This window comes from Arthrobacter sp. SLBN-100, assembly GCF_006715305.1.
Taxonomy (GTDB): domain Bacteria; phylum Actinomycetota; class Actinomycetes; order Actinomycetales; family Micrococcaceae; genus Arthrobacter.
In genome coordinates this window covers 903,703-925,852 of sequence record NZ_VFMY01000001.1, presented here as the reverse complement: position 1 = coordinate 925,852, position 22,150 = coordinate 903,703, and the positions used below count along the sequence as shown (strand labels likewise).

At 63.2% G+C, this 22,150-nt stretch carries 20 protein-coding genes; 7 read left to right on the top strand and 13 right to left on the bottom strand.

Annotation, left to right across the window (positions count from 1 at the left end):
- Positions 1-481: 481 nt before the first annotated feature.
- Positions 482-973: a hypothetical protein gene (locus FBY31_RS04310; protein WP_142037354.1), complete on the bottom strand. Its 492-nt coding sequence runs from the start codon at positions 971-973 to the stop codon at positions 482-484.
- A 208-nt stretch (positions 974-1,181) separates the two neighbouring features.
- Between FBY31_RS04310 and FBY31_RS04305 the strand changes: the two genes are divergently transcribed.
- On the top strand, positions 1,182-3,008 hold the full coding sequence (locus tag FBY31_RS04305) for a BTAD domain-containing putative transcriptional regulator (RefSeq protein WP_160142441.1): 1,827 nt from the start codon (positions 1,182-1,184) through the stop codon (positions 3,006-3,008).
- A gap of 13 nt (positions 3,009-3,021) precedes the next feature.
- Here the strand turns inward: FBY31_RS04305 and FBY31_RS04300 are convergent, their stop codons facing one another.
- The 6 genes from FBY31_RS04300 to FBY31_RS04275 all read right to left on the bottom strand — a co-directional run bounded on the left by FBY31_RS04300 (position 3,022) and on the right by FBY31_RS04275 (position 10,240).
- Positions 3,022-3,981 carry a phosphotransferase gene (locus tag FBY31_RS04300; RefSeq protein ID WP_160142440.1) on the bottom strand — a complete coding sequence of 320 codons (960 nt, stop codon included), beginning with the start codon at positions 3,979-3,981 and terminating at the stop codon, positions 3,022-3,024.
- Positions 3,982-4,740: 759 nt separating this feature from the next.
- On the bottom strand, positions 4,741-7,509 hold the full coding sequence (locus FBY31_RS04295; protein WP_142037345.1) for a phytase: 2,769 nt from the start codon (positions 7,507-7,509) through the stop codon (positions 4,741-4,743).
- 272 nt (positions 7,510-7,781) lie between these two features.
- Positions 7,782-8,549 carry an SCO1664 family protein gene (locus FBY31_RS04290; protein WP_142037342.1) on the bottom strand — a complete coding sequence of 256 codons (768 nt, stop codon included), beginning with the start codon at positions 8,547-8,549 and terminating at the stop codon, positions 7,782-7,784.
- Positions 8,549-9,097, bottom strand: coding sequence for a DUF3090 domain-containing protein (locus FBY31_RS04285; protein ID WP_142037339.1), 549 nt, complete (start codon positions 9,095-9,097; stop codon positions 8,549-8,551). The genes FBY31_RS04290 and FBY31_RS04285 overlap by 1 nt, the downstream gene beginning before the upstream one ends.
- Before the next feature lie 24 nt (positions 9,098-9,121).
- On the bottom strand, positions 9,122-9,814 hold the full coding sequence (locus FBY31_RS04280) for an MSMEG_4193 family putative phosphomutase (protein WP_142037336.1): 693 nt from the start codon (positions 9,812-9,814) through the stop codon (positions 9,122-9,124).
- A 63-nt stretch (positions 9,815-9,877) separates the two neighbouring features.
- Positions 9,878-10,240 carry a UBP-type zinc finger domain-containing protein gene (locus tag FBY31_RS04275; RefSeq protein ID WP_142037333.1) on the bottom strand — a complete coding sequence of 121 codons (363 nt, stop codon included), beginning with the start codon at positions 10,238-10,240 and terminating at the stop codon, positions 9,878-9,880.
- 236 nt (positions 10,241-10,476) lie between these two features.
- On the opposite strand from FBY31_RS04275, the gene FBY31_RS04270 reads away from it, so the two are divergent.
- From FBY31_RS04270 to FBY31_RS04260, 3 genes are all read left to right on the top strand, one after another.
- Positions 10,477-12,228, top strand: a complete 1,752-nt coding sequence (locus FBY31_RS04270; RefSeq protein WP_142037330.1) for an FAD-dependent oxidoreductase — start codon at positions 10,477-10,479, stop codon at positions 12,226-12,228.
- Positions 12,228-13,085, top strand: coding sequence for a hypothetical protein (locus FBY31_RS04265; RefSeq protein WP_142037327.1), 858 nt, complete (start codon positions 12,228-12,230; stop codon positions 13,083-13,085). Before FBY31_RS04270 ends, FBY31_RS04265 begins: the two co-directional genes overlap by 1 nt.
- 275 nt (positions 13,086-13,360) lie before the next feature.
- Complete coding sequence (locus tag FBY31_RS04260; protein WP_142037324.1) at positions 13,361-13,948, top strand: PKD domain-containing protein; 588 nt, start codon at positions 13,361-13,363, stop codon at positions 13,946-13,948.
- On the opposite strand, the gene FBY31_RS04255 is transcribed toward FBY31_RS04260, so the two are convergent.
- Together FBY31_RS04255 and FBY31_RS04250 are read right to left on the bottom strand one after the other, a co-directional pair.
- Positions 13,945-14,139: a hypothetical protein gene (locus tag FBY31_RS04255; RefSeq protein ID WP_142037321.1), complete on the bottom strand. Its 195-nt coding sequence runs from the start codon at positions 14,137-14,139 to the stop codon at positions 13,945-13,947. The genes FBY31_RS04260 and FBY31_RS04255 overlap by 4 nt on opposite strands.
- Positions 14,136-14,666 carry a hypothetical protein gene (locus FBY31_RS04250; protein ID WP_142037319.1) on the bottom strand — a complete coding sequence of 177 codons (531 nt, stop codon included), beginning with the start codon at positions 14,664-14,666 and terminating at the stop codon, positions 14,136-14,138. The genes FBY31_RS04255 and FBY31_RS04250 overlap by 4 nt, the downstream gene beginning before the upstream one ends.
- Positions 14,667-15,044: 378 nt before the next feature.
- Here FBY31_RS04250 and FBY31_RS23235 point away from each other — a divergent pair, with 378 nt between their 5' ends.
- The 3 genes from FBY31_RS23235 (at position 15,045) to FBY31_RS04235 (ending at position 16,350) form a co-directional block, all read left to right on the top strand.
- Positions 15,045-15,608 (top strand): TM2 domain-containing protein, encoded by a 564-nt coding sequence (locus tag FBY31_RS23235; RefSeq protein ID WP_142037316.1) that lies wholly within the window; start codon positions 15,045-15,047, stop codon positions 15,606-15,608.
- A gap of 45 nt (positions 15,609-15,653) precedes the next feature.
- On the top strand, positions 15,654-16,025 hold the full coding sequence (locus FBY31_RS04240) for a PH domain-containing protein (RefSeq protein WP_142037314.1): 372 nt from the start codon (positions 15,654-15,656) through the stop codon (positions 16,023-16,025).
- A 145-nt stretch (positions 16,026-16,170) separates the two neighbouring features.
- Positions 16,171-16,350 carry a hypothetical protein gene (locus tag FBY31_RS04235; RefSeq protein ID WP_142037311.1) on the top strand — a complete coding sequence of 60 codons (180 nt, stop codon included), beginning with the start codon at positions 16,171-16,173 and terminating at the stop codon, positions 16,348-16,350.
- On the opposite strand, the gene FBY31_RS04230 is transcribed toward FBY31_RS04235, so the two are convergent.
- The 4 genes from FBY31_RS04230 to FBY31_RS04215 form a co-directional block, all read right to left on the bottom strand.
- Entirely contained in the window at positions 16,347-18,212 is a 1,866-nt protein-coding gene (locus FBY31_RS04230) for a vWA domain-containing protein (RefSeq protein WP_142037308.1), read from the bottom strand. The two genes, FBY31_RS04235 and FBY31_RS04230, sit on opposite strands and share 4 nt — an antisense overlap.
- A gap of 520 nt (positions 18,213-18,732) precedes the next feature.
- Positions 18,733-20,277 (bottom strand): glycoside hydrolase family 32 protein, encoded by a 1,545-nt coding sequence (locus tag FBY31_RS04225; RefSeq protein ID WP_142037305.1) that lies wholly within the window; start codon positions 20,275-20,277, stop codon positions 18,733-18,735.
- A gap of 6 nt (positions 20,278-20,283) precedes the next feature.
- Positions 20,284-21,162, bottom strand: a complete 879-nt coding sequence (locus FBY31_RS04220; RefSeq protein WP_142037303.1) for a carbohydrate ABC transporter permease — start codon at positions 21,160-21,162, stop codon at positions 20,284-20,286.
- Between the two features lies 1 nt (position 21,163).
- Positions 21,164-22,141 (bottom strand): carbohydrate ABC transporter permease, encoded by a 978-nt coding sequence (locus FBY31_RS04215; protein ID WP_142037300.1) that lies wholly within the window; start codon positions 22,139-22,141, stop codon positions 21,164-21,166.
- Positions 22,142-22,150 lie beyond the last annotated feature (9 nt).

The following is a 22,150-nucleotide window of genomic DNA, read 5'->3' as shown; positions in this document are numbered from 1 at the left end:
ACCGGCTCTTACCGCGCACATAGCCCTCACACTAGTGAGGAACCGGGTAAACGGCGACCGATTGGCTGCCCTTTTCCTCGCCGCGGCGGGTGGTGTCTGGTGCTGTGTGCCCGGCTCCTAAGGCACCCTGCGTCAAAGGCCCGGACCACGACAGGTTCGGGGCCTCGGAATGCCAATATGGATCCGCTCCCCGTCCAATTCCGCCCTAACACGTCGTGGGTGGTGATCGACGCCTCCCTGCAGGAGGTCCCGAACTGCGGACTGCCTCCGGGCCAGTCCCCAGAGGGCTCCGGGAAGGATGAGCAGATCCGGGCCGGCACGACAGCGGCGATGAGCTGCACGAGCGAGGGCTGTTTCGCACCGAGTTCAGCGGCAGCATACTCCGCGACCACTACGATCTGGCAGCCGTGCCAAACGATGCTGGCGACAGCGGTGCCTACCGCCGTCGTCAGCATCCTTTTGCGCTGGGGGACCGATAATGTCAGCCGAGTTCGGCGCAGATGTCCCTCTGTGTGCCGGACACCTGTTCGATAGGTTCCGTCAGTGTGTAGTCATCACTGGTGGCAGTGAACTTCACCAGTCCGGTGTAGAGGATAGTGGACGGGCCACCGGCATCAGTATCGAACAACAGGAACAGGTTTGCGCCGGAGAGGCCGAAATCAATCGTTCCCGTTTCGGTGTTCTCAGCGGTCCTCGTTACGGATCCCTTGGTGTCGAACGTGACAGTCTCGCCGGTTTCGTAGTTGCCTACCGTCAAGGTTGTGCCGCGTCCTGCAACGATCGTGTAGATAATGCCGTCCTTCACACGCGTTGTTCGCACGGCTTGGTTTCCGCCGGTCGAGCTGATGGTGACATCGAAGTTTTCGCAGGCGGGATAGTGCAGGACTCGTTCGGCTGCTGAGGCTGAGGGCGGAACGGTTATTGCCGCTGCGAGTAGGGCCGTGGGCAGTAGACCGCGCCAAACTTTAGTCATGGGAAGTTCCTCCATTTGCTGAAGTGGTGCAATGATGAATGGCGCCCCAGGAGTCCGAAGGAGACCTTTCGCCAATAATCGGGCATGTGCCCTGTGTACGCAGTATCAGCGCAGCGTTCGCGGCTCGGATGGATTTACGAGGCCCGGCGTTTTCAGTTTGGCTTTCAAGCGTGTGACGCACCGTGTGAGCGCGGAGGTACAATGGCGCATGGCCGAAGCGTGGATTCGGCTGCTCGGAAACCCTGAAATTATTCGGGCTGGGGAGAAGCAGGTTCAACCGCGCGGCCGAAAAGTATGGGCGCTGCTTGCATATTTAGCTCTTGGACCAGGCAAGACAACGAGGCAAGAAATCGCGTCCCTCCTCTTTCCCGATGCTGAGGATCCGCTGGGAGCGCTTCGATGGACTTTGTCTGAGGTGCGGCGTGCGCTGGGCCCAGATGTCGGTTTGAAAGGTAACCCCCTCACGATCCTGTTGCCACCACACTGGCACTTCGACGTGGAGCGGCTCCTGGATCCGCCAGCCTCCGTCGTTCTGGACCCTTTAGCATTCCAGGGTGACCTGCTGGATGGCATGTCGTTTCCTGAATGCCGTGCTTTTGATGCATGGCTCTCGGTGGAACGTCAGAGGATAGGACTGACCGCCCAGAATCTTGTCTACGAACATGCTCTGGGCGCGCTGGTGGCCGGCTTCCCGCAGACAGCTGCCCTGCTGGCGACGAAAGTTGCTGCTGGAGACCCCTTCAACCCGAACTTCCAGTCACTGTTGATCAGGGCCCTTGTGGCTTCCGGGAATCACGATGGGGCCCGGAAGCAGTTCCAGCTGTGTGCCGAGGTTTTCAAGCGGGAATTGGGCATTGGGTTGCCGGAGGAGATCAGGAAAGCCTTGGTGCCTGAAAAGCTCATTACCGGTCCGGTTGTTCCTGCCACCGCCGCTACAGTACGCGCCTATCTCGACGCTGCCCGCGCCTCCCGCGACGCCAACGCCGTGGACGCGGCCATTGCTCAACTGAGAGCAGCCAGCGAACTGGCAGAACGGACAGGACGACGCGAACTTCATGCAGAATGTCTTGTTGCGCTTGCAGCCGGCTTGATTCACTCGGCAGGTGCCAGAGGTTCGGAGGTGGATGCGCTGCTGCATCGAGCACTTGCACTGCTCCCCGCAGATGAAGGTTCCTCGCCCGTGGCCGCCTCGGCCTGCCTCGCCCTCGGATGGCTGACGGCGCTGCGCGGACTGCCGGAGAGCGCCCTCCGTTGGTTGGAAAAGGCCGAGCGTTGTGCCGAAGGCCTGCCCGGACAACAAGCCGGAATTTTGTCCGCGCGGGGAGTGACGGAATTGGATTTGGCACGCTATGGGCATGCGTATGACAACTTGGACAACGCCAGTCAATTGGCGGCGATTGCCGGTGACGTACGCCAGCGGGCTTTTGCCCTTGCCCACAGCGGGCGGGGATACCTGCTGCAAGGTGAACTGGGTCGGGCCGCCGAGGACCTTGAGGCAGCACTGGAGGCTGTTGAGACTGAGCATTGGATGGCGTTTGCCCCCTTCGTGGAGGCCTTGCTGGGTGAAGTGTTCCTGTCCCAACGGAGACCCAAGGAAGCGGGGGATTTGATTGATCATGCAAGGGTGCTGGCAGATCTCTCCCGCAACAACGCCTGGATAGTAGTTGCGGCAACCGCTCAGGCTAAGCTGAATGCTTTCCGGGGCGAAGCGGGAGTTGCACAGCAAATCGTGCATCAGGCTTTGAGCTTGACCCCTCGGTGGGAGTGGTCTCGGGGCAGGCTTATGGATGCAGGTTGCGAGGTTGCCTTGGCAGAGTGGTCTCTGGAGGCAAAACGGCAAGCTTCCCGGCTCTCGTTGCTGGCGGGACGGAGTGGAATGCGCGAGTTAGTGGTCCGAGCACACTCGCATAGAGGTGTGCTGGGGGATGCCGCAGCCGCTGAGGCGATTCCTGTCCTGGTGCAAGGCATCCAGAATCCCGCCCTGAAGTCGCATCTGGTCGCAAGGAAACAGCTCCCGGTTGGAAGTGGCGAGTAACAACAACGGCGGGTCAGGTGGCCACGCTATCACCCAGTGCAATCAAATGTCCGTTCATTGCTTCCCATCTGGCAAAGAGCTCTGCCAAAGGTCGGTCATGCTGTTGCTGTTCGCGTTCATGCAGGCTGGGTTCCATCAGGAGCGGAAGCACAAGCCGAACTGCGCCAACGGGAAGCCTCAGTGATGCTGCCAGCGAATATGCGGCCCACACTTGCTCGGGGTTTGCGCGGTAACCGGCGTCCCGGAGGCCTGCAAGATAGCCTTGGAAAACCGTCGACTCCAGCTCCCCAATGTCACCCACTTGAACGTCCCCGTACGCGATCGTGGCGCTAACCAGCGCCGCCAGTTCCTCCCCCAGGGCGGCCATGCCGACAAAGGCCCAATCAATCAGGAGCGTCTGATCGCCTGCGTCGTGCGGCCTGGAAATCATGTTCCGCCGGTGGACGTCCAGGTGGCAGAGAGTCTGGGGGAAACCCTCGAGCAGGTTGAGCCTCCGATCCCGCTCAGACCACAGATGCAGGACCGCATCGGCATCCGAGTAGACCGGCTGGATAATGGGGTCGTCCCTCAGCTCCTGAAGCCGGGCAATGGACGGCCCGGCCTCCTCCAGCCACCCCCTCAGCCAGCGACGGCTAAGCCAAGGCTCCGAAGATCCCGCGCGTGTTTGCGCGAAGTCCCCGTTGAACCTCCCCAAGTGGTACGCCGCCAACTGATAGCGGGACAAGGGCCAGTCGCCGTCATCGGCAACGTCTTCCAGCCATAACCACGTCGAGCCGTCCGGTCGACGCACCCTGCCCAGGCAACGGGGCATGGCAACACCCTCGGCCTCCCGTAGTACTGCGGACCCATAGGCATGGTACTCGCGCTGGGCGAAGTTCCACCTGTCGGATTCCTGGGGCGAAGCGGCCGCGAGTACCTTCAGGATGATGCTCCAGGCATTGTCACCCTCCTGGTCTTGCGCGTTACCGCTCACACGAAAAACCCCGGCCGATTCGCCCCCTCCGTGGAGAAGCGGAGTTACTGTCAGCGCGTCTGGATTGTTACTCGATGCCACGAGCCCTGGAAGCACGCCAGCCAACATCACCGTGTCGATAAGGCTTACTGGTATGGCTTCACTCAAAGCAGAACCATCCGGGGAATCGGCAGATCAGGACCATCGGAGAACCGGCGAAAGAGCTCCAGTGTACTTCCCATAATTCTGAACTTGGGAATCAGGAGCTGCAATACGGGGGCACGAAATCCTGTGTGGGTGACTCGACTCCGGAGTTGGCTCGTATCGACGCCGGCGGCCATGCTGTGCTCCCGTGACGGCTGGCTGCGAGGGCGGCGAGGTCGCTGATGAGCCGCTGCACCTGTGTTCGCGGCCCCCTGCAGGGGGAAGCCTGCTGCACCGCAAGCGGTTCAACCAAGGGTTTGATGGGCGGGGCTGGCACAGGAGCCTGAGCGGCTCGTGCGTCCTCGGCAAGCGGGATACTTCTCGTGCTCATACGTCCCCCAGACGTAGTCGTTGTTGCCTTGGAAACCCTCTAGGAAGCCAGGAGGAAGCGGGGGAAGCCATTCGGTCAATCCTCGGGATCTCTTGTGTCGATCTTGAGCTGTTACGTACGCAGAACACGGTGCGGCATGGCGGCCGAGCATTCGCCACGGCAGCACCGTGTCGGCCGAGTGACCCGTAGAGGGGACAACTGTTCGGCGCGCAGAGTGAAGCTGGTCCAGCTGCAATTACCTACGGTTACTGCAGTTGGAGCACCAGCTTTGGTGGGGTCGTAGTCTCTCTGGAGCCGAAGTCGGCCCCGTCGCTGCTGGTGGCGTTGATGCCAAGCGACAGCATGCCGCCAAGCTCGCCCTGCAGGGCCGACGCAGTCAGTGGCACTTCATAATTGGTGTTCGCCGTGACCGGTCCGAGACTGCCCAGCACGCTGCTGCCCAGGGCCCGCCTTGTGCTGTACGTGAGGCCGCTCTCTGTCCACGTGTCGTCCGCTACCAACCGGACATTCTGCGTGCCTATTGAGCCGCTGGTTGTCGCCCGCAGTTGGAGCTTCGCGCTTACGATCGTCTTTCCTGCGAGTGCCGACAAATCAAATTTCAGGTAGGCATTATCCACCGGGCTGTTGTCCACTGCGAGCTTCAGTGCCGTCCCGTAATTCGTCGTCGTCGCCGCGCTCGAAACATAGGCGTCCGCTGTCGCCGTCAACGTCAACGTCACCGTCTCCGAGGGCGTGGTAGCCGCGGCTGTAGTGAAAGTCCACGTCTTAGCGATGAGTGTGTTGCCGGCGGAGTCTTTCGCTCCGCTGACCCTCGCGGTGTACTGCGTAGCGGGTTTGAGATTGGACGTTGGATCCAATGTGGCGGTGTTGTTGTTGAGGTTGACGACGGCATCCACAGGAGTGGTTGAAGTTCCTTCGGCCAGCGTGAACGTCGTCCTGTTGACCGTCGTCGAGTCCATGGCCTCCGAAAACGTAGCCGTGACATTTCCGGTGACTGCTGCGTCTGGTGCATTCTCTGCCGGCGTCACTGAGGTCACCGTGGGTGCGGTGGTATCCCCGGATGGCGTCCCGGTGCCCGATCCTAACTGGAGCACCAGCTTTGGCGGGGTCGTAGTCTCTCTGGAGCCGAAGTCGGCCCCGTCGCTGCTGGTGGTGTTGATGCCCAGCGACAGGATGCCGCCAAGCTCGCCCTGCAGAGCTGACGCAGTCAGTGGCACTTCATAATTGGTGTTCGATGTGACCGGTCCGAGACTGCCCAGCACACTGCTGGCCAGGGCCGGCCTCGTGCTGTACGTAAGGCCGCTCTCAGTCCACGTATCGTCCGTAACCAACCTGACGTTCTGCGTACCCGTCGAGCCGCTGGTGGTCGCCCGCAGCTGGAGCTTCGCGCTTACGATCGTCTTTCCTGCGAGTGCCGACAAATCAAACTTCAGGTAGGCATTCTCCACCGGGCTGTTGTCCACTGAGAGCTTCGGCGCTGTCCCGTAGTTCGTCGTCGTCCCGCTGGAAACATAGGCGTCCGCTGTCGCCGTCAAGGTCTCCGTTTGAGGCGCGGAGGTGTCGATTACCCAGGTTCGCTCCGCAGGAGTCGGGTCGGAGTTGCCAGCCGCGTCGGTCGCTCGCACCGCGAAGACGTGTGAGCCAACTGCGAGATCAGCATAATTCTTCGGCGACGTACATCCCTCGAAGGCACCTCCATCCAAGGCACACTCGAAAGTCCCAGGCTCCGTCGCAGTGAAGGTGAACTCAGCCGAAGTGCTGCTACTGGTCCCTGATGGACCACCTGTAATCGAGGTATTGGGCTGTGCGGTATCCGGTCCGGGGTCTCCTCCACCACCCGCTGCTCCTATTTTACGCGGGTCGTAGGCCGCATCGACGAGCAGTGCCGGCGCGTAGGCGGCTGCGATGGACTGCCACGGTACGAGCTTGAAATTCTGATTCCCTGTGTCGTTGGAGGTGTCCTGTGTGATGAAGAAGCCTTGGGGGAAGGGGCCGCCGACGCCAAAGTTGGTGACATCTATCCCGTCCATGCCGGTGACAGCATCGATACCGTTCCCGGCCGGGATGGCGAACGCTCCCAGCGGCCGGTTGTCGTCACGCGTGTAGGCGTGGAATTGATTGGAGCCCTGGCTCGCGGCCAGCAGGTAACCGGCCCCACCGCTGCCGTAGTAGATGCTGATGCCCTTGATGTCCTGGACAATGTCACCGCCGTTCTCGACCGTGCTGACGACTTTCGTCCCCGCGGTCGAGTCCCCGGGCTCGGCGCCGTAACGCCAGATTCCGCCGATGTCCTCCTGCGCAATGTAGAGTCGCTTCATCTCATCATCGGCAACCAGGCCCTCGGTGTGGGCCGGACCGCTCACCGTCCAGCTTCGCACGAGCCGGCCGGTAACCGATCCGGAGGAGCCGTCGAGCTCCCACTGCTCCACTTTGCCGATATCAGTGACATAAGCGAAGTACTTACCGGTGGTTGGGGAGTGGTAAAAGGAGAACCCGCGGGGCGTTTTGATGCTGGCAGTGGGCAGGAAGCTGCCGACTTTCGTCAGGGAGCGGTCCGACTCGTTGACCTTGTAGAAGTCCAGGCTTCGTTCTCGGTTCGAGACACCAACCAAGCCGACACGGCTGCTGCCGAGGGGGAAGTTGTAGCGGACATCAACATTGTTCATGCGTCCGTCCGGATAATAGAACAGTTCCTTGCCCGACAGGTCGTAAACGACAAGGCCGTGTCCACTGGTGCTCTTGTCCGTGCCGATGATGGTGCTCTTCGACGGGTCGGTGGGATGGATCCAGATGGCCGCGTCGTCCGCGGCATCCCCTGATCCGTGCATAGGAGCTGTTTCGACCGTTGCGTGTACCTGCGTTACGGCCGCATGCGCTTGCGGGGCCACCAGTATATTGAGGCCTGTAAGGGCGGCAGCTAAAACCGCGACTAGCAGGAACTGGAGCAGCGCGGCAGCGTGGCGCAAGGATCCGCCAGCCGCCTGCGTGTGTCGAACACTGACAGTGCGTGTCATGGATTTCCTATCCGTTGGCCGGAGCGCTGCACGAAGGCACCGTAGGAGGCTGACGAGCAGATGCGTGCACCGACCGGAGTGAAGTCGTGGTGGGAATACCCTCGCTCACCGAGCTTGAAAAAAGCTTGGGGGTAGGGGCGGGATCAGCGCTCTCACGGCGATAGCCTTGGGATGCGGCAGCCGCGTGCCGAGATCCGCTAGAACCTTGGTAACCGCCCGGCGAGCCGCCAATCGGAGCCTTTACGCGCGATCACACTTGCCAGAGTAATTCCTTAGAACAGCGGCCAGGGCACCGAGGGCATCTCACCGCTTGGAGCCGGGAACCGCCCTGCCAAACGCAACCGGGCGCAGCGCGCGGCGAGCGAGGCGACTTCTTCGGCGCTAAGCAAGTTCGCCAGGTTTCGGCCCAGCTCACCATGGAGTCCTGCGCTGACACGGTCGATGCCGTCGCGTTCCTCGGCGGTCAGAGCGTCTCCCAGCCACCCCCACAGCACTGTGCGCAGCTTGTGGTCGCGGTGAAAGGTGAGCCCATGATCCACACCGTGCCGGTGTCCGTCTGACATGGCAAGGATGTGATCGCCCTTGCGGTCGGCGTTGTTCACGACGACGTCGAACACCGCCATGCGTCTGAGCTCTGGAGAGTCTTCGTGTATGAGGGCGACCATCCGCCCCTTCTCGTCCTGCCCCTCAAGGACGTGTTTCCAACCGATCTTCGGTACGTCGTCCGCCGCGACGAGGTCCACCGCGTTCCGGTCGGGGTCAGTCTCCTGCCACAGCTGCACCATTCCTTGACCTAGAGGTCCATCGCGCAGCCAGGTGCGCGGCACCACGTTCCAGCCGAGGACCTCAGAAACCAGGTAGGCGGCGACCTCCCGGTGGGCAAGGAAGCCGTCGGGAAAATCCCACAGCGGTTTCTCCCCGGCTATCGGCTTATAAACAACGGTGGTGCTGCCGATGGTGCCCAAAAATGTGGCATTCGACGCCGTCGTGATCCGCCCGGTGAGCGTCAGCCCGGCAGTCAGCAGGTCGGGGGCCGGCATCAGACCTCGGGCAGGGTGCAGACGTGCCCGTCGGCGTCTACGGGATAACCGCAGAGCGGGCATGCGGGACGCCCGGCGCCCACCACCTCCCGGGTCCGCTTGGCGAATGCGCGGGCGGTGCCGACCGGCATCCGCAACAACAGCATTTCGGGCACATCAGCGCCGTCCTCATCAGGCAACTCGTCGTCGCTATCGACATCGGTGATCGGGTATGCCTCTATCACCACCTGCGCCGTCGTCGGGTCCCACCCTAAGGTCATGGCCCCGGTTCGAAACTGCTCCGTAACTGCCTCGAGCTGGTCATTGTCGACGAGTTCGATGGGAGTACCCGTGGGAACGCTGAAGGGGTTGCCCTCGACGGTGATGAGCTGATCGAGGATTTCGTCAATCTTTTCGGCGAGCTGGGCCGACTGCTGCTTCTCCATGGCGATACTTACGATCTGAGTTCCTGCCCGCACCTGCAGGTAGAACGTGCGGGCTCCCGGAACGCCGACGGTGCCGATGACAACCCGGTCAGGCCAAGCAAACTCATGAACACGTGTGGGCATGAAAGTATTTTAGGCACATGAGGTTTACTGCGCCGTTTGCCCTGCGCCGCCGCCCACCGGCGCATCGCCAGAGTTGATACCGTTCGACAGCCACGACAGATCCCCGGCGTCGGTGTTCGTCGCATAGACGCTGGGCCGAACAGCACCATAGTGGACGATCGATACGGAGGCAGGGCCCACGTTAATGCGCTGGAACAGGTCGAGGTGCATACCGAGCGCGTCGGCGAGGATTGATTTGATGATGTCACCGTGGCTCACTGCCACCCACACGGCTCCTGGTCCGTACTCGGCTTCGAAAGCTGCATCGTGGCGCCGAATTCCTGCCACCGCCCGGGCCTGCATCGCGGCCATGGATTCACCGCCGGGAAAAACGACGGCGGACGGCTGCGACTGCACAGCAGCCCACAGGTCTTCGGTCGCGAGATCACTGAGCATGCGGCCCTGCCACTGGCCGTAATCGCACTCTATGAGATCGGGATCGGCCGGCACGTGAGGATTACCAGCCTGGCGATCGAGGATGAGCTGGGCGGTTTGCTGACAACGCTCGAGGGGGCTCGATACCACCCCAGCCAAGGGCACCACCGCGAGCCGGTCTCCGGTCAATGCTGCCTGCTCGCGCCCGATCTGGTCCAAACTGACCCCAGCCGCCCGACCCGCCAGCAGTCCAGCGGCATTAGCTGTGGTGCGGCCGTGCCGCACGAGGATAACTGTCGCCATCCATCCAGCCTAACCAGCATCCTTCGCCGAATCCCGCCGGCGCGGTTGATTCTGGCTCCGCGGTCACCGGTGCAGGTGTTCCCGCCAGTCTGCCGGTACCTTGTCTGCCGGTGCAGGTGCCGGCTGCTCCAAGGGTCTGGACTGTGGATCCGGAAGCCGCGGGCCGCGGAAGAACTTCTTCGTGGTGTGCTCGTAGAACCAGTTCTCGCCAGGTTCAAAGGACCTCATGACGGGGTGGCCGACGGTGCTCGCGTGGGCGCTGGCATGCTGTGAGGGTGATGAATCGCAGCATCCGATGTGGCCGCATTGGGCGCAGCGGCGAAGATGCAGCCACCATCCCGGGCCGTCACCGCTGAGGCACTCCAGACACCCCGTTCCACTGGGTGTGGCGGTGAGGCTGATTCCTGGAATAGGGCGATCCTCCATCGGGTCCTCCATTTCCATCGCTCCGGTTCTGCTCCAGTTATCCCGCTTGCCCGCCGTCGGGAGCTATTTTTGCAGAATCTCCGCGCCCTTGGAATGACAGCATCGAGGCGACAACCGGGGCCCGATACAACTCCCGCCGAAGGACCTTTCCGGAGGCAACAGGGCTCCTTGTCCCCAATGCCCTGCCGCGAGTATCGTGAGCGCCACCGAACGATTGTCCCGGAAAGACGGCAGCCATGGATGACTCGGTTCCGATCTTGCTGATTGCCACCACCGACCCGACCTCCCGGCGAGTTCTGGGCGAAGAGTTACGCCGGCGGTACGGTGCCGACTACGAGGTGGTGACCTGCGCCGACCATGCCCACGGGCGGGCGGTGCTTGAGGGGCTGCGGCGCTGGAATCGCCAAGTCGCCCTTATACTCGGGTGCTACGGACCGGATGACCGCGGTGGGCTCGACTTCCTGCGGCGTGCCTATGGCTTTCACCCGGCCGCCAAGCGTGGAGTTGTGGTGACATGGGGTGACTTCGCCAGCGCCCCCACTGTCTTCCGGGCGATCGGGCAGGGGTATGCCGAATTGGTGATCATACGTCCCGAACGGTTGCGCGACGAAGAATTCCATGGGGCGATTACCGACGCCCTCGACGACTGGCACCTGGCCCAGGGGGTCGGGTTCGAGGCGGTCCGGCTCATCGGGGAGGTCGGCGACGAAAGGACGCACACGTTGCGCGACTCCCTGAGCCGAAACCACATCCCTGTAGGATTCCACCCTGCCGGGTCCGAGACAGCGGAACGGACCCTGGAGAGCATAAACCTGCGCGACCCCGTGCTGCCGGTCCTGGTGCTGGAGTTCACTGCTCCGCCCATTGTCCTCGAGAACCCCAGTGACCTGGAGATCGCCGAAGCGATGGGGGTGACGCGACCGCCACCGGCGGACAAGATCTTCGACGTGGTGGTCGTGGGAGCGGGTCCCTCCGGTCTCGCAACCGCCGTTTACGCCTCCTCCGAGGGCCTTTCCACCATGGTGGTGGAGGGAGAGGCTGTGGGAGGCCAGGCGGGCACCAGCTCCTTGATCCGCAACTACCCTGGCTTCCCCCGCGGTGTGAGCGGCGCCCACCTGGCCTACCGGTCATTCCACCAGGCCTGGACTTTGGGGACAGACTTCTTGTTCCTGCGGAAGGTGCAGGGGCTCCGCGTGGACGGAGCGCTGTACGCTGTGTCGATTTCCGACGGCAGTGTGGTGCGGTGCCGCACAGTCGTGGTGGCCACCGGCGTGGACTACCGTCGCCTCGGCATACCCCAGCTCGAGCATCTGGTGGGCAGAGGCGTCTTCTACGGGGCAACAGTCTCCGAGGCGCCGTCGATGGCCGGAAAGCACGTCTGCGTCGTGGGTGGCGGCAACTCGGCCGGACAGGCGGTTCTGCACCTTGCGAAGTACGCGAAGAAGGTGACGCTGCTGGTGCGCGGATCCACCCTGTCGGCCAGCATGTCGGAGTACCTCATCTCCCAACTGGAAGCCACCCGGAACGTCGCGATCCGCTATCGCACCATGCTCGTGGGGGCACGCGATCAGGACGGCTTCCTTGCCGCCGTCAAGGTCGCCGCATCCGGTGCCGAGGGTGCAGTCCCGAGCGAGGAGATCGAAGCGGGCGGCTTATTCGTGCTGATCGGTTCGGTGCCGCGGACCTCCTGGCTGCCCGACACCGTAGAGCGTGACCCGGCCGGTTTTCTGCGCACGGGCTCCAGCCGCGATGTCAGCGCCGCCGGGTCCGTCAGGCCGGACACGCGGCCATTGGCGCTGGAAACCAGCATGCCCGGCATTTTCGCGATCGGCGACGTGCGGGCGGGTTCGATCAAAAGAGTGGCTACCGCAGTGGGGGACGGCGCCACCGTGGTCTCGATGCTGCACACCTACCTGGCCGAGAACCCCCTGACTGTTTCACCCCATACCCCAGCTGAGGCAGCCGTACCCGAGGAGCTGCCCGGGTGATGTCCGCTTCAACTGGGGCCACGCCCTTGATTGCGCCGATGCGGTGGCTGCTCTACGTCGCTGCATTCCTCGTGTTTCTGGCCGGGCTCGTGCTGTTCGTGTTTCCGCTCCGGACTGATGAATTCTTCGCGTGGACAGTCAATCCGCCCATGACCGCGGTCTTCCTTGGGGCGGCATACTGGTCAAGTGCCGGCCTGGAGGTGACGGGTGCCCGCTCGGCGAGTTGGGATTCAGCGAGGCTGGCAGTCTGGCCCGTGTGCATCTTCACGACATTGACCCTCGGAGTCACCCTGCTTCATATCGATCGCTTCCACCTGTCTTCAAACGCTGCCCCCACTGCCCAGACAGCCACCTGGGCGTGGCTGGCAATCTATGCCTTGGTGCCCGTGGCGATGCTCGTCATCAGCAGGATGCAGGTCCGGTCGCTGACTCCCGCGCCAGAGTCCGTGACGGCGGGACGGCCAGTGCTGCCCCCTGCGCTCCGGCTGCTCCTGGCAGGAATCGCCGGCGTATTGCTGTTCTACGGCGTGGCGCTCCTGGCAGTACCCACGCTCGCCGCGGCGTGGTGGCCGTGGACACTGTCCGAACTGACCGCGAGGGCCATCGGAGCGTGGCTGGTCGGTCTCGGGTGGGCGGCCGCACAGGGTCAGTTCAGCCGCGACCTCCGCACCGTCCGCCCCGTGGCCCTGACCTCCGTTGCCTTCGTCATTCTGCAGGCGCTTGCCCTGCTGCGCTATGGCAGCGCCCTGGCATGGCCGGGCGCACCGGCGATCGGCTTCGTAACCGTACTACTTGCTATTGGAGTTGCGGGCGGATGGGCACTCGCATTATCCCGTTCGCCGGTAGCCCGGGTCTAAGGCCGCAAAACGTCTTTCCGCAATCTTGTGTCTGCCCCTGTATCGGAAACCTCGTTTGTCTGTGCATGCTTTTCGTGACGCAAAGATCGACGGGGGAGATCATGAAAAGAAGCGCCGCTGGATTGTCTGCCGCAGGCTTGGTGCTCGTTCTGGCTACCGGATGCGCGCAAGGGCAGGGCGTTCTGTCCGCTCCCGTAAGTACGGAGATTCCTTCCCCGTCAGCGACTGCCAGCCAGCCCAGCCGCACACCTTCCGGCCAGGACACCGGTTCTCCCATGCAGGTCACCATCATCCCGCTGGGCAAGAACAACGGTGTTGAGGCAAGGCTGCCGATCAACGGCTATTTCGCGCGCCCAGGCATGGAGATCACCTTTGATGCTTCGTCATCCATTGGCGCGGTGGACAAGTACGAGTGGGACCTGGACGGCAACGGTACCTACGATATGTCGACCAACGGGCCGGTCCTCAAGCACACTTATGTGAACGAGTTCGAGGGAGAGATGATCCTGCGGGTCTCGAATATGGTCGGAAGCACCAATGTCCTCAAGACTCCGGTTCACGTCAGCACGATCTGGGCGCATCAGCCGCTGGCGCCGCCACGGAATGTTCAGGTCGAGGTGCTGTCCACGGTCGAGGGAGTCAGCGAGATAAGGGTGACGTGGGAGTCGGACGACCCAGCTGCCGAGTCCTGGGCTGTGGCCATTAACGGGTTCCCGGCAGGCCGCGTTGAAAAGTCCGCCCGATCCGCAAACGTCACTGACATCCAGCGTGAAGAGGACGTCCTTGTGGAGGTTCTTGGGCTGACGTCGGACATGGCCCTCGGTCTCCGCGCCGGAACAACGCTACCGGCTTCGATACCCTAGATTGGTTCCTTCGCCAGCGCCTTCGTCTTGGCCGGTGTTTCGCGGCCGAGGCGCTCGTCCAGCGTCACTCGCAGTCTGGCGGCCGCCACTTGAACCCGGTGCTCGGCTGGGGTGGCATTCTTCTTGACCGGCTTGGCAGGTGTGTTCCGGGGAGTATGAACAAACCGATGTTCAGACGACGCTGCGCTCATGGTCCAACCTCCTTGGCCTTGTCTTTATCCGTCGTTCCATTCTCGCTCAAGTTGTCAACGGCGTCCACGAACGGCCCTTCCTGGTCAGAGTCGCCTACGTTCGCAAGGTCGTCCCCGTTCTCATCACCCGAGACGCTTTTCCAGGCGATGTCGAATAACTCGAGCTCCTCATCCCGCGCAAGCTCGCTGCGGGCGAGAACTTCAAGTGTTGCTAGTCCCAAGGCCTTCGTTCCTTCGTCGCCGTCCAATGCCCGGTCCAGCGCCCATTGGGTCCGCCGCCACCATTCCGCCCGGCTGTCCGCTGCAGTTTTCTGCCTCAGGGCCTGGGCATCCGCTTCCCTTTTCTGGTCCAGCGCAGTTTTGTCGGCCGCGGTGCGCTGCTTAAGCGTGCGCCAGTTGATGTAGAAGGCCAGCAGTGCCGCGGTGAGAACGGCCAATGGTCCCAGCCCGGCAAGGATCACCCACCACTCGGCCGGCCCCGAGTGGACTATTACGTCAAGCGTGCTGGGGGAGGGGGCAGGAGTCACTCGACCAGCATAGGCGCCGGAAAGGGCGCCAACAGCTGAGACGCCCCGGCCTTACTCGTCCGGCCTTTGTTCCAACTCACCCAAGCAGGCGACGACGGCGGTCGCTTGGGCGATGCCCAGCCACAGTTGGCTCCGGCCAGTGCCTGCCCGGGGACGAAAGGGCCGGTGGCCCAAGGATCCGGTGAAGCGTGCAGGGAGACCCGGGGGACAGCGGGCTGCCGTGATCGGAATTGAAAGACTTCCGAAATAACACCGCAATTGTCAGGCCTATGGGTCAGAATAACTACGGCACATGGATTTCTTGGGGGAAAGCCGTCTTTCGATGGAGTTGCTGCCCTGAAGCCCTGGGCTCCATCGTCACCATTCGAAAGGCACATAATGACTCAACCCCCATTCAACCACTCTCCATCACCTGCGGAAGAGGGGCTGCCCGGGCAAACGCAGCAGCCGGCATCGGAGGCGGGCGGGCCGGTGTCGGATCCTCCAACAGCAGCGCCCGCCCCCGCAGCGCCAGCCCGGTCATTCCAGCCGCCCCAGCAGCAGGCACCCATGCAGTACCCGCAGCAGCAGTATCCGGACTACCAGCCCGTGGCACCCGTGCATCAGGCTCCGCCGCAGCCGTACGGGACCCCGCCTCAGCCGTACGGTCAGTACCCCCACATGTCGCAGCAGCCTCCGATGCCCAATGCTGCCTACGGCTACCCTCAGCCCAAATCCAAGATCGCTGCCGGACTTCTGGGCATCTTCCTTGGCGGGCTGGGAATCCACCGCTTCTACCTGGGGTACACCGCCATTGGCGTCATCCAGCTTGTCCTAACGGTGTTCCTGGGTATCTTCACCTTCGGGCTGGTGGGCCTCTGGGGCGTCATCGAAGGCATCATGATCATCGCCGGCGTCAATTACTTCCGTCAGGACGCCAAGGGAATTCCGCTTCGAGACTAGTTTCGCTGGTGACAACTGCAACAACAAACATGGGGAGCAAGAGCATTGACTGACATCATTCATGACAGGCCGGAACAGTTGGAACAGATCCGGGCGGGGCTGCTGCAGGGCGAAACCGTCTACGCGGTCTACGACTGCATCGGTGTGGGCACCGGCTTCGTTGGCATTACCAACATGCGCGTCATCTTGCAGGACAAGAGCTTCGTGGGCAACAAACTTGCCGTCACGTCGGTGCCGTACAAGAACATCCGATCCGTCTCGATGCTGTCCAACAAGTCGATGCTCGGGCGATTTGCGTCTTCATCGAGCATTGGCATAGACACGGGCGGCAGCATCAAGGAAGCCGATTTCCGTGGTGATGACAAGGCCAGGCATGCCCACGACCTGATCCTTTGGAACGTACTCCAACCCAGGTAGGAACGTCCCACGGGGCGGTCGGACCAACCGGCCGCCCTCCGAGGTGTCCTGGCCGGAACCCCACGGAGCCTCGTAGCTGGGACGGCGCCGTTGGAATCAGTAGCGCCGTTCCAGCAACAAGTTTTCCGGCAGTGCGATCGCCGCCGTGCAGCTATCCGTCCTGCTGGCGGCGGCCACCGCCGAACCGCCGTTGGTGGAACGCGTTTTAGCTGCCCCTGATCATGCCCCGGAAGCCGAAAAGACCATGGCAGAACTATTGACCAAGATTGCCGATGAAACGGAGGCGCCGAAGACCGCGGCCGTCGGAAACCTGGGTCCTGCCTAGAAACTCGTCACCAGTTCGCCGAGCACCTCTTCGAGCCTGTTCGGATCGGTGGCGTCGTAGTAGTGCGCCCCGCTGGCCCTGGCGATTTCCAGCAGAGTGGGGACGTCGGCGTCGGGCCCGTAAGCGAGCGTGAAGACGAGCACCGGGGTCGAGTGGTTCTGATGGCTCAACTGCTCGGAGAGCCCGCCCAGGTCTCCCGGGTGGCGGGTATCGTTTTTGCCGTCGCTCAAAAGCACGATGGTGTTAATGAAGGTGTCTTTGTAGTCCTTGGCTTGATCGCCCGCGAAGCGGCTGACCGCCTCGAACAGGGGCGTGGCCTCCACGGCCTGGAGCTCGTTGAGTTTGGCGATGAGGTCCTCTTTATTGGTCTTGAACGGGGCTACCGCGCTCACAATGCCCGGCTGCAGGGGGCCGTCGCCCACGTGGGAGAAAGCGGCCAGCCCAATCTCATCGTCACCCGTGAAATGGTCCAGTGCCTTGACTACTGCATCCTTAGCCCGTTGCAGCTTGGTCACCCCGGGTTCCTGCACCATGGACTCCGAGACATCCAGCAGGAACAAGGCCCTGGCCCGCTTGCGGACCTCGGGGAAGCTGTCCTGCATGGCAACAAGTGCCTCCACCTTGGGCAGTGGCAGCGGCTGGAGCGTCTCAGCGTACCGTCCGGTTTCCGCCACCCCAGCATCCAGCTTGCCCTGGACGGAACGGTACCCCGATGCCTGGACCACGTGTTGGCCCTGTTCCGTCACTGCGAACGCGAGAAAATCCCGGGCCGCCAGGCGCTGTTGGCTCGCCACCCAGTCCCCGTCAAGGATTACTGCCGGGTTGTCCGCCACATGCACGCCGTCGTGGGGGTAGATGGCGTTGAGGGGCTCCTTGGGCGCGGGACCGGATTTCTTCGTTTTTCCGTCCTCGCTGACCACCCCGCGGTTGTAGTCCCAAACAGATTTTTCATCCACGATCACGGCGGAGAGGAATTCCGAGACGTTCCCCGCGTTGTCAGCCTCCCTGGCATGCCAGAGGAAATGCTCGGGGGTGGCCATGTAATGGCTGGTGCCCAGTTCCACGGCGCGCACTTTCTCCACCAGGGACGGTGCAGCCAGGTCCATGTCGTCCAGACCGGCCGGGCTGCCGCCGGCGGCACCGTAGGAAGCAGCAAGGGCCAGCAAGCCCGACGTCGAGACGAGCGGACTGGCCTTGCCGAACTTGAATTTCCCCCAGTCGCCATGGCCGAGACGCTCCCAGACGTCCTGCTCCCCGGCCATCTTGAAGACCTCGGACCACGACGGCGGATTGTTGTCCCAGCCGAGAGCGTGGGTCATCGTCTCCGGCATCGCCACGACGATCGCGCTGCGGGCGAGGCTGATTTCTTCCTGCGGGACAGGGCCGCCGGCGCCTTCCCTGGCGATTCGTAACCACGCGGAGGAGTCCGGCAGCCAGATGGAGGGCCTGTCGCCTGCCGGAACATCGGGGAATCGCGCAGCAACCTTGCGGACAGCGACTCCCGATTTTTCCTGGGTCACAATTGGTGTCACGCATTTGCCGTCCACGCTGCGGGCTCTCGCCGTGTACCCGGCCGTCAGGGCCCGGACCATCTCGGCGTTTTCCAGCGAGGTGAGGATGTTCAAGGGGATGCAGGGAGCGGCCCCGGCGACGGCGGCAGGAGAGTCCTGCGCCAAAGGTTCGGCTGCTGAAGGTGTGCCGCCACCCCCCGCTGAAGTCCCGCCCTCGCCTGATTCCCCGGGGAAGATCACCGCTCGCAGCAGGAACCCGCCGCCAACAATAAGAAGTGCCACGGTGGCCGCCGCGGCCACCCAGATCCAGCGCGGATAGCTCACGTCGGATGCTGCGTGTCGGCGGCCCATGCTCGTTTCCTTTGAAATCCGCCGGGTTTCCCCGGTGTAAATGCAAATTATGAAACTGGCCCGCGGCAGTCACACCGCGGGTGCGCCTAGCCCCCCGCCCGGATGCCCCCGCAACTGGATACGCATTTTGAGGATAACCCCGGCGGCGGGATGTGAGGAAGCCTTCACCCGCGGACCCTCCAGGCGCTTAGTCTGCGCCCGTCTGAGGACGTCCGGTCCGTGGCCCGGCGGGTGCGGCGCCAGGGCCTGTGGCCGTGGCGGCCGTTCAGCGAATCAGGAGGGGCCGCCGAAGCTACCAGCGACGAACCATGCCTGCGGCGCCGCAGCCGGAGGAGTACGAATACCGTCAATCCCAGCCAGGCGAAAGCCGCACCGAAAATCAGCAACACTGCCGGGATCGTATCCATGCTCAAGTGTAGGTGCGGGTCCGGACGGACAGCCCTACCCGTTTCCGGGTGTGCCGACTACTTAGGTACCCCGCATAGGGGGGTGAATACCTGCCCGGGCCCGCGCGACTTTCTCAGCCGACGACGGCGAGCGCCGCGAGGTGCGCGCCGTCACCTTCAGCAAAGACCGCCAGCGCCGTGCTCGCCTCAGCGGGGAACACAAGGTCCGTGATGGTGGCGAGGCCGTCTTGGGCGAAGACTTCCACGGAGCAGCGGTCAAGGTAGAGCCGGAGCCGGAGGCGTCCTTCCCTCAGCGGCACTGCCACGGTTTCAACAGAGGGGAAGGTCTCGTGGAAACCCACGTTCCCCGACTCCCGACGGTCCAGGCGAAGCGTGCCCTCCGCGGCATCGTAGGTGAGGAGCGTCCGTTCGGCGCCGTCGGCCTTAAGCACCAGCCCGACGCTGGCTGCCGTACCCGGCTCGAACTCGACATCGACCCGCGCCACTGCTGCCGTGACAGGGAGTTCCAGTGTGCCGTGCGCTAACGGCTGCGGTCCGAGCTGGAAGCTCGGGGAGGCGGGTCCCGAAAACGGGTCGACAGCCTCCTGCCGAAGCACCACCTGCCCGTCCACCCGGCCCAGGGAGACTTCCCGGGGCAACGACATGGCACTCCGCCAGCCCGCGGTGGGAGTGGAACCGGCATAGTCCCAGTTGTTCATCCAGCCGATCATGATCCGGCGGCCGTCCGGCACGTTGCTGAACGAAACGGCGGCATAGTAGTCGCGGCCCCAGTCCAGCCAGCGGTAGTCCCGCATCCGCAGGTCATCCCTTTGGAGGCCCTCGGTAACAGTCGACTCGGACCGGAACTCCACGCCGTCGAACGCTCCCAGGAAGTACTGCCCGGCTGAGCCGCCGGCGACGCCTCCGGGATTGATGTTCACGATCAGGACCCACTTCCGGTCCTCCGGATCGCCGTCCACGGACAGCTCGAACAGATCGGGACATTCCCACACTCCGCCGGTGGCGTTGGCGGGCCCGAAGGTGCTCAGGTGCTCCCAGGCTTTCAGGTCGGCGGACTTGTACAGCACTACCTGGCGCTGCACTGCCTCGACGGCGGCCATCACCCAGTAACTGCCGGCGGCGCCGTCGTACCAAAACACTTTAGGGTCGCGAAAGTCCGCGGACGCGCGGTCCAGGACGGGATTGCCCTGGTGCTTCGTCCAGGTCAGGCCCTCGTCGAGGCTGTAGGCGAGCGACTGCGCCTGCCGGCCGGCCAGCGGCGAGGCGTCACTGTAGGCGCTGGTGTAGATGGCCACCAGCGGGGAAGTGTCCGCAGTGCCGAAGCCGCTGGTGTTGTGCTCGTCGTATACGGCCGAGCCCGAGAAGATGGCTTCGTGTTCGTCGCAGGCGATGGCCACCGGCTGTTCCTCCCAATGGAGCAGGTCCCGGGAGGTGGCGTGGCCCCAGGACATGTTGCCCCAGTCCGTTCCGAAGGGGTTGTGCTGGTAGAAGAGGTGGTAGGTGCCGTTGAGGTACACCAGGCCATTGGGGTCGTTGAGCCAGTTGCGTTCGGCCGTGTAGTGCCATTCAGGGCGGAAGCGGTCCGTTACGGGAATGGTCAAGGCAGCCGGTGCCGCGACCGCGGCGGGCGCGGCAGCCGCCGTCGAAATCGAATTCATGTGTGGTTAGCCCTTCACGCCGCTGGAGGCGATGCTGTTGACGAAAGAACGCTGGAAGGCGATGAAGAGCACCACCACGGGCACGGTGATCAGGGACGCGTAGGCCATCACCTCGCCCCAGGAGACGTTCAGTTGGAAGAAGTACTGGATGCCGATCATCACAGGCCGCAGCTCCTCGGACTGGACCACCATGAGCGGCCAGAGGTAGGAGTTCCAGGCGGGCAGGAAGGTCAGGATCGCCACGGTGGCGGTGGCAGGGCCGGAGAGCGGCATGACCACCCGGCGGTAGATCTTGAACCAGCCGGCTCCGTCGATGCGTGCTGCCTCATCCAGTTCCTTGGGGATGGACTCGAAGTACTGGTGGAACAGGTAGATGGAGAAGGCATTGGCGATGAACGGAATGATCTGGACCTGGTAGGTGTCCAGCCAGCCCTTGGAGAACTCAAGGCTGAAACCGTTCAGTTCGAAGTAGGGGAGCTGGTTGACCCACCACACCAGGGGGAGGGCGAGGGTCTGGAAAGGCACAATCAGCGTGGCCAGGATCGCGGTGAACACAATCTTTTTGCCGCGGATCTGCATCCGGGACAGGGCGAAGGCGCAGAGGCTGTTGACGAAGATGCCCAGGACGACGGTGACGGCGGAGACGCCCACCGAGTTGAGTAGGAAGCGCGCAGCGGGGACGCGGTCGAAAACGGCCGTGTAGTTGTCGAAGGAGATGTTGCCTACCGGCAGGAAAGCGGCCAGGGAGGACATGTCGCCGAAGATCTGCTGGTCCGGCTTCAGCGAGGACACCAGCATAAAGACGATGGGGAACGCGGCGACGACGGCGAAGAGGATGCGCACCAGCATGGTGCCGGCGGTTTTCAGGAGCAGTTGGTTTTTCATGTCAGTCTTTCTCCCGCGTGAGGTAGCGCTGCACCGCGGAGACGATCAGCACGAGGACGAAGAACACCAGTGAGATGGCGGAGGCGTAGGAGGTTTCCTGCTGCCGGTAGCCGGACTGGACCGCCTCGTAAATGATGGTGGTGGTCGAGTCCATGGGCCCGCCCTGGGTCATCACGCTGATCTGGTCGAAGAGGCCAAGGGCCTGGATGGTGATGGTGACGAGGACCAGGCTCCGGGCGTGGAAGAGGCCCGGCCAGGTGACATAGCGGAATTGCTGCCACCGGCTGGTGCCGTCCAGTTGGGATGCCTCATACAGTTCCCCCGAGATGCCCTGCAGCCCGGCAAGCCAGATGATCATGTGGAAACCGGCCGCCTGCCAGATGGACAGGATGATGATGGCCGGCATCGCCGTATTGGGGTCACCGAGCCAGTCCGGGCCGTCGATCAGGCCGAAGCTGACGGCGGACAGGATCTCGTTGATCAGGCCGTCCTTGCGGTACATAAACAGCCACAACAGCGAGACCACCACCATGGAGGTCACCACGGGCAGGAAGTAGACCGTGCGGAAGAAGTTCACGCCACGGAACTTCTTGTTGATCAGCAGCGCCATCACCAGGGCAAGGCCGGACTGGACCGGGACGATGACCACGGTGAAGTAGGCGACGTTGAGCAGGGCACGGTAGAACGTGGGGTCCGAGAAGAGCCGGGCGAAGTTCTCCACGCCTACGAATTCGACCGGACGCGGCGAGATGAGCCGCGCGTTGGTGAAGGCCAGGCCGAAGCCGAGGATGGCCGGGATGAAGATGAAGGCCAGCAGCAGCAGCGCCGCCGGGGCCATCATGCCCCAGCCGCTGAACTGCTCGCGGCGGAAGCCGGGCCGGCGGTGTGCCCTGCGGGCCTTGTCTTTCGCGTTCGACGGCGGCGGGGCGGCTTCCGCGGTGGCAGGATGTGGGCGGGTGGGAAGGGGAACAGTTGCCATGAGGAGTCT

Coding starts and splice junctions, on each gene's coding strand:
- FBY31_RS04310 (WP_142037354.1), bottom strand. CDS start 973: ATGACTAAAGTTTGGCGCGGTCTACTGCCCACGGCCCTACTCGCAGCG.
- FBY31_RS04305 (WP_160142441.1), top strand. CDS start 1,182: ATGGCCGAAGCGTGGATTCGGCTGCTCGGAAACCCTGAAATTATTCGG.
- FBY31_RS04295 (WP_142037345.1), bottom strand. CDS start 7,509: ATGACACGCACTGTCAGTGTTCGACACACGCAGGCGGCTGGCGGATCC.
- FBY31_RS04290 (WP_142037342.1), bottom strand. CDS start 8,549: ATGCCGGCCCCCGACCTGCTGACTGCCGGGCTGACGCTCACCGGGCGG.
- FBY31_RS04285 (WP_142037339.1), bottom strand. CDS start 9,097: ATGCCCACACGTGTTCATGAGTTTGCTTGGCCTGACCGGGTTGTCATC.
- FBY31_RS04280 (WP_142037336.1), bottom strand. CDS start 9,814: ATGGCGACAGTTATCCTCGTGCGGCACGGCCGCACCACAGCTAATGCC.
- FBY31_RS04275 (WP_142037333.1), bottom strand. CDS start 10,240: ATGGAGGATCGCCCTATTCCAGGAATCAGCCTCACCGCCACACCCAGT.
- FBY31_RS04270 (WP_142037330.1), top strand. CDS start 10,477: ATGGATGACTCGGTTCCGATCTTGCTGATTGCCACCACCGACCCGACC.
- FBY31_RS04265 (WP_142037327.1), top strand. CDS start 12,228: ATGTCCGCTTCAACTGGGGCCACGCCCTTGATTGCGCCGATGCGGTGG.
- FBY31_RS04260 (WP_142037324.1), top strand. CDS start 13,361: ATGCAGGTCACCATCATCCCGCTGGGCAAGAACAACGGTGTTGAGGCA.
- FBY31_RS04255 (WP_142037321.1), bottom strand. CDS start 14,139: ATGAGCGCAGCGTCGTCTGAACATCGGTTTGTTCATACTCCCCGGAAC.
- FBY31_RS23235 (WP_142037316.1), top strand. CDS start 15,045: ATGACTCAACCCCCATTCAACCACTCTCCATCACCTGCGGAAGAGGGG.
- FBY31_RS04230 (WP_142037308.1), bottom strand. CDS start 18,212: ATGGGCCGCCGACACGCAGCATCCGACGTGAGCTATCCGCGCTGGATC.
- FBY31_RS04225 (WP_142037305.1), bottom strand. CDS start 20,277: ATGAATTCGATTTCGACGGCGGCTGCCGCGCCCGCCGCGGTCGCGGCA.
- FBY31_RS04220 (WP_142037303.1), bottom strand. CDS start 21,162: ATGAAAAACCAACTGCTCCTGAAAACCGCCGGCACCATGCTGGTGCGC.
- FBY31_RS04215 (WP_142037300.1), bottom strand. CDS start 22,141: ATGGCAACTGTTCCCCTTCCCACCCGCCCACATCCTGCCACCGCGGAA.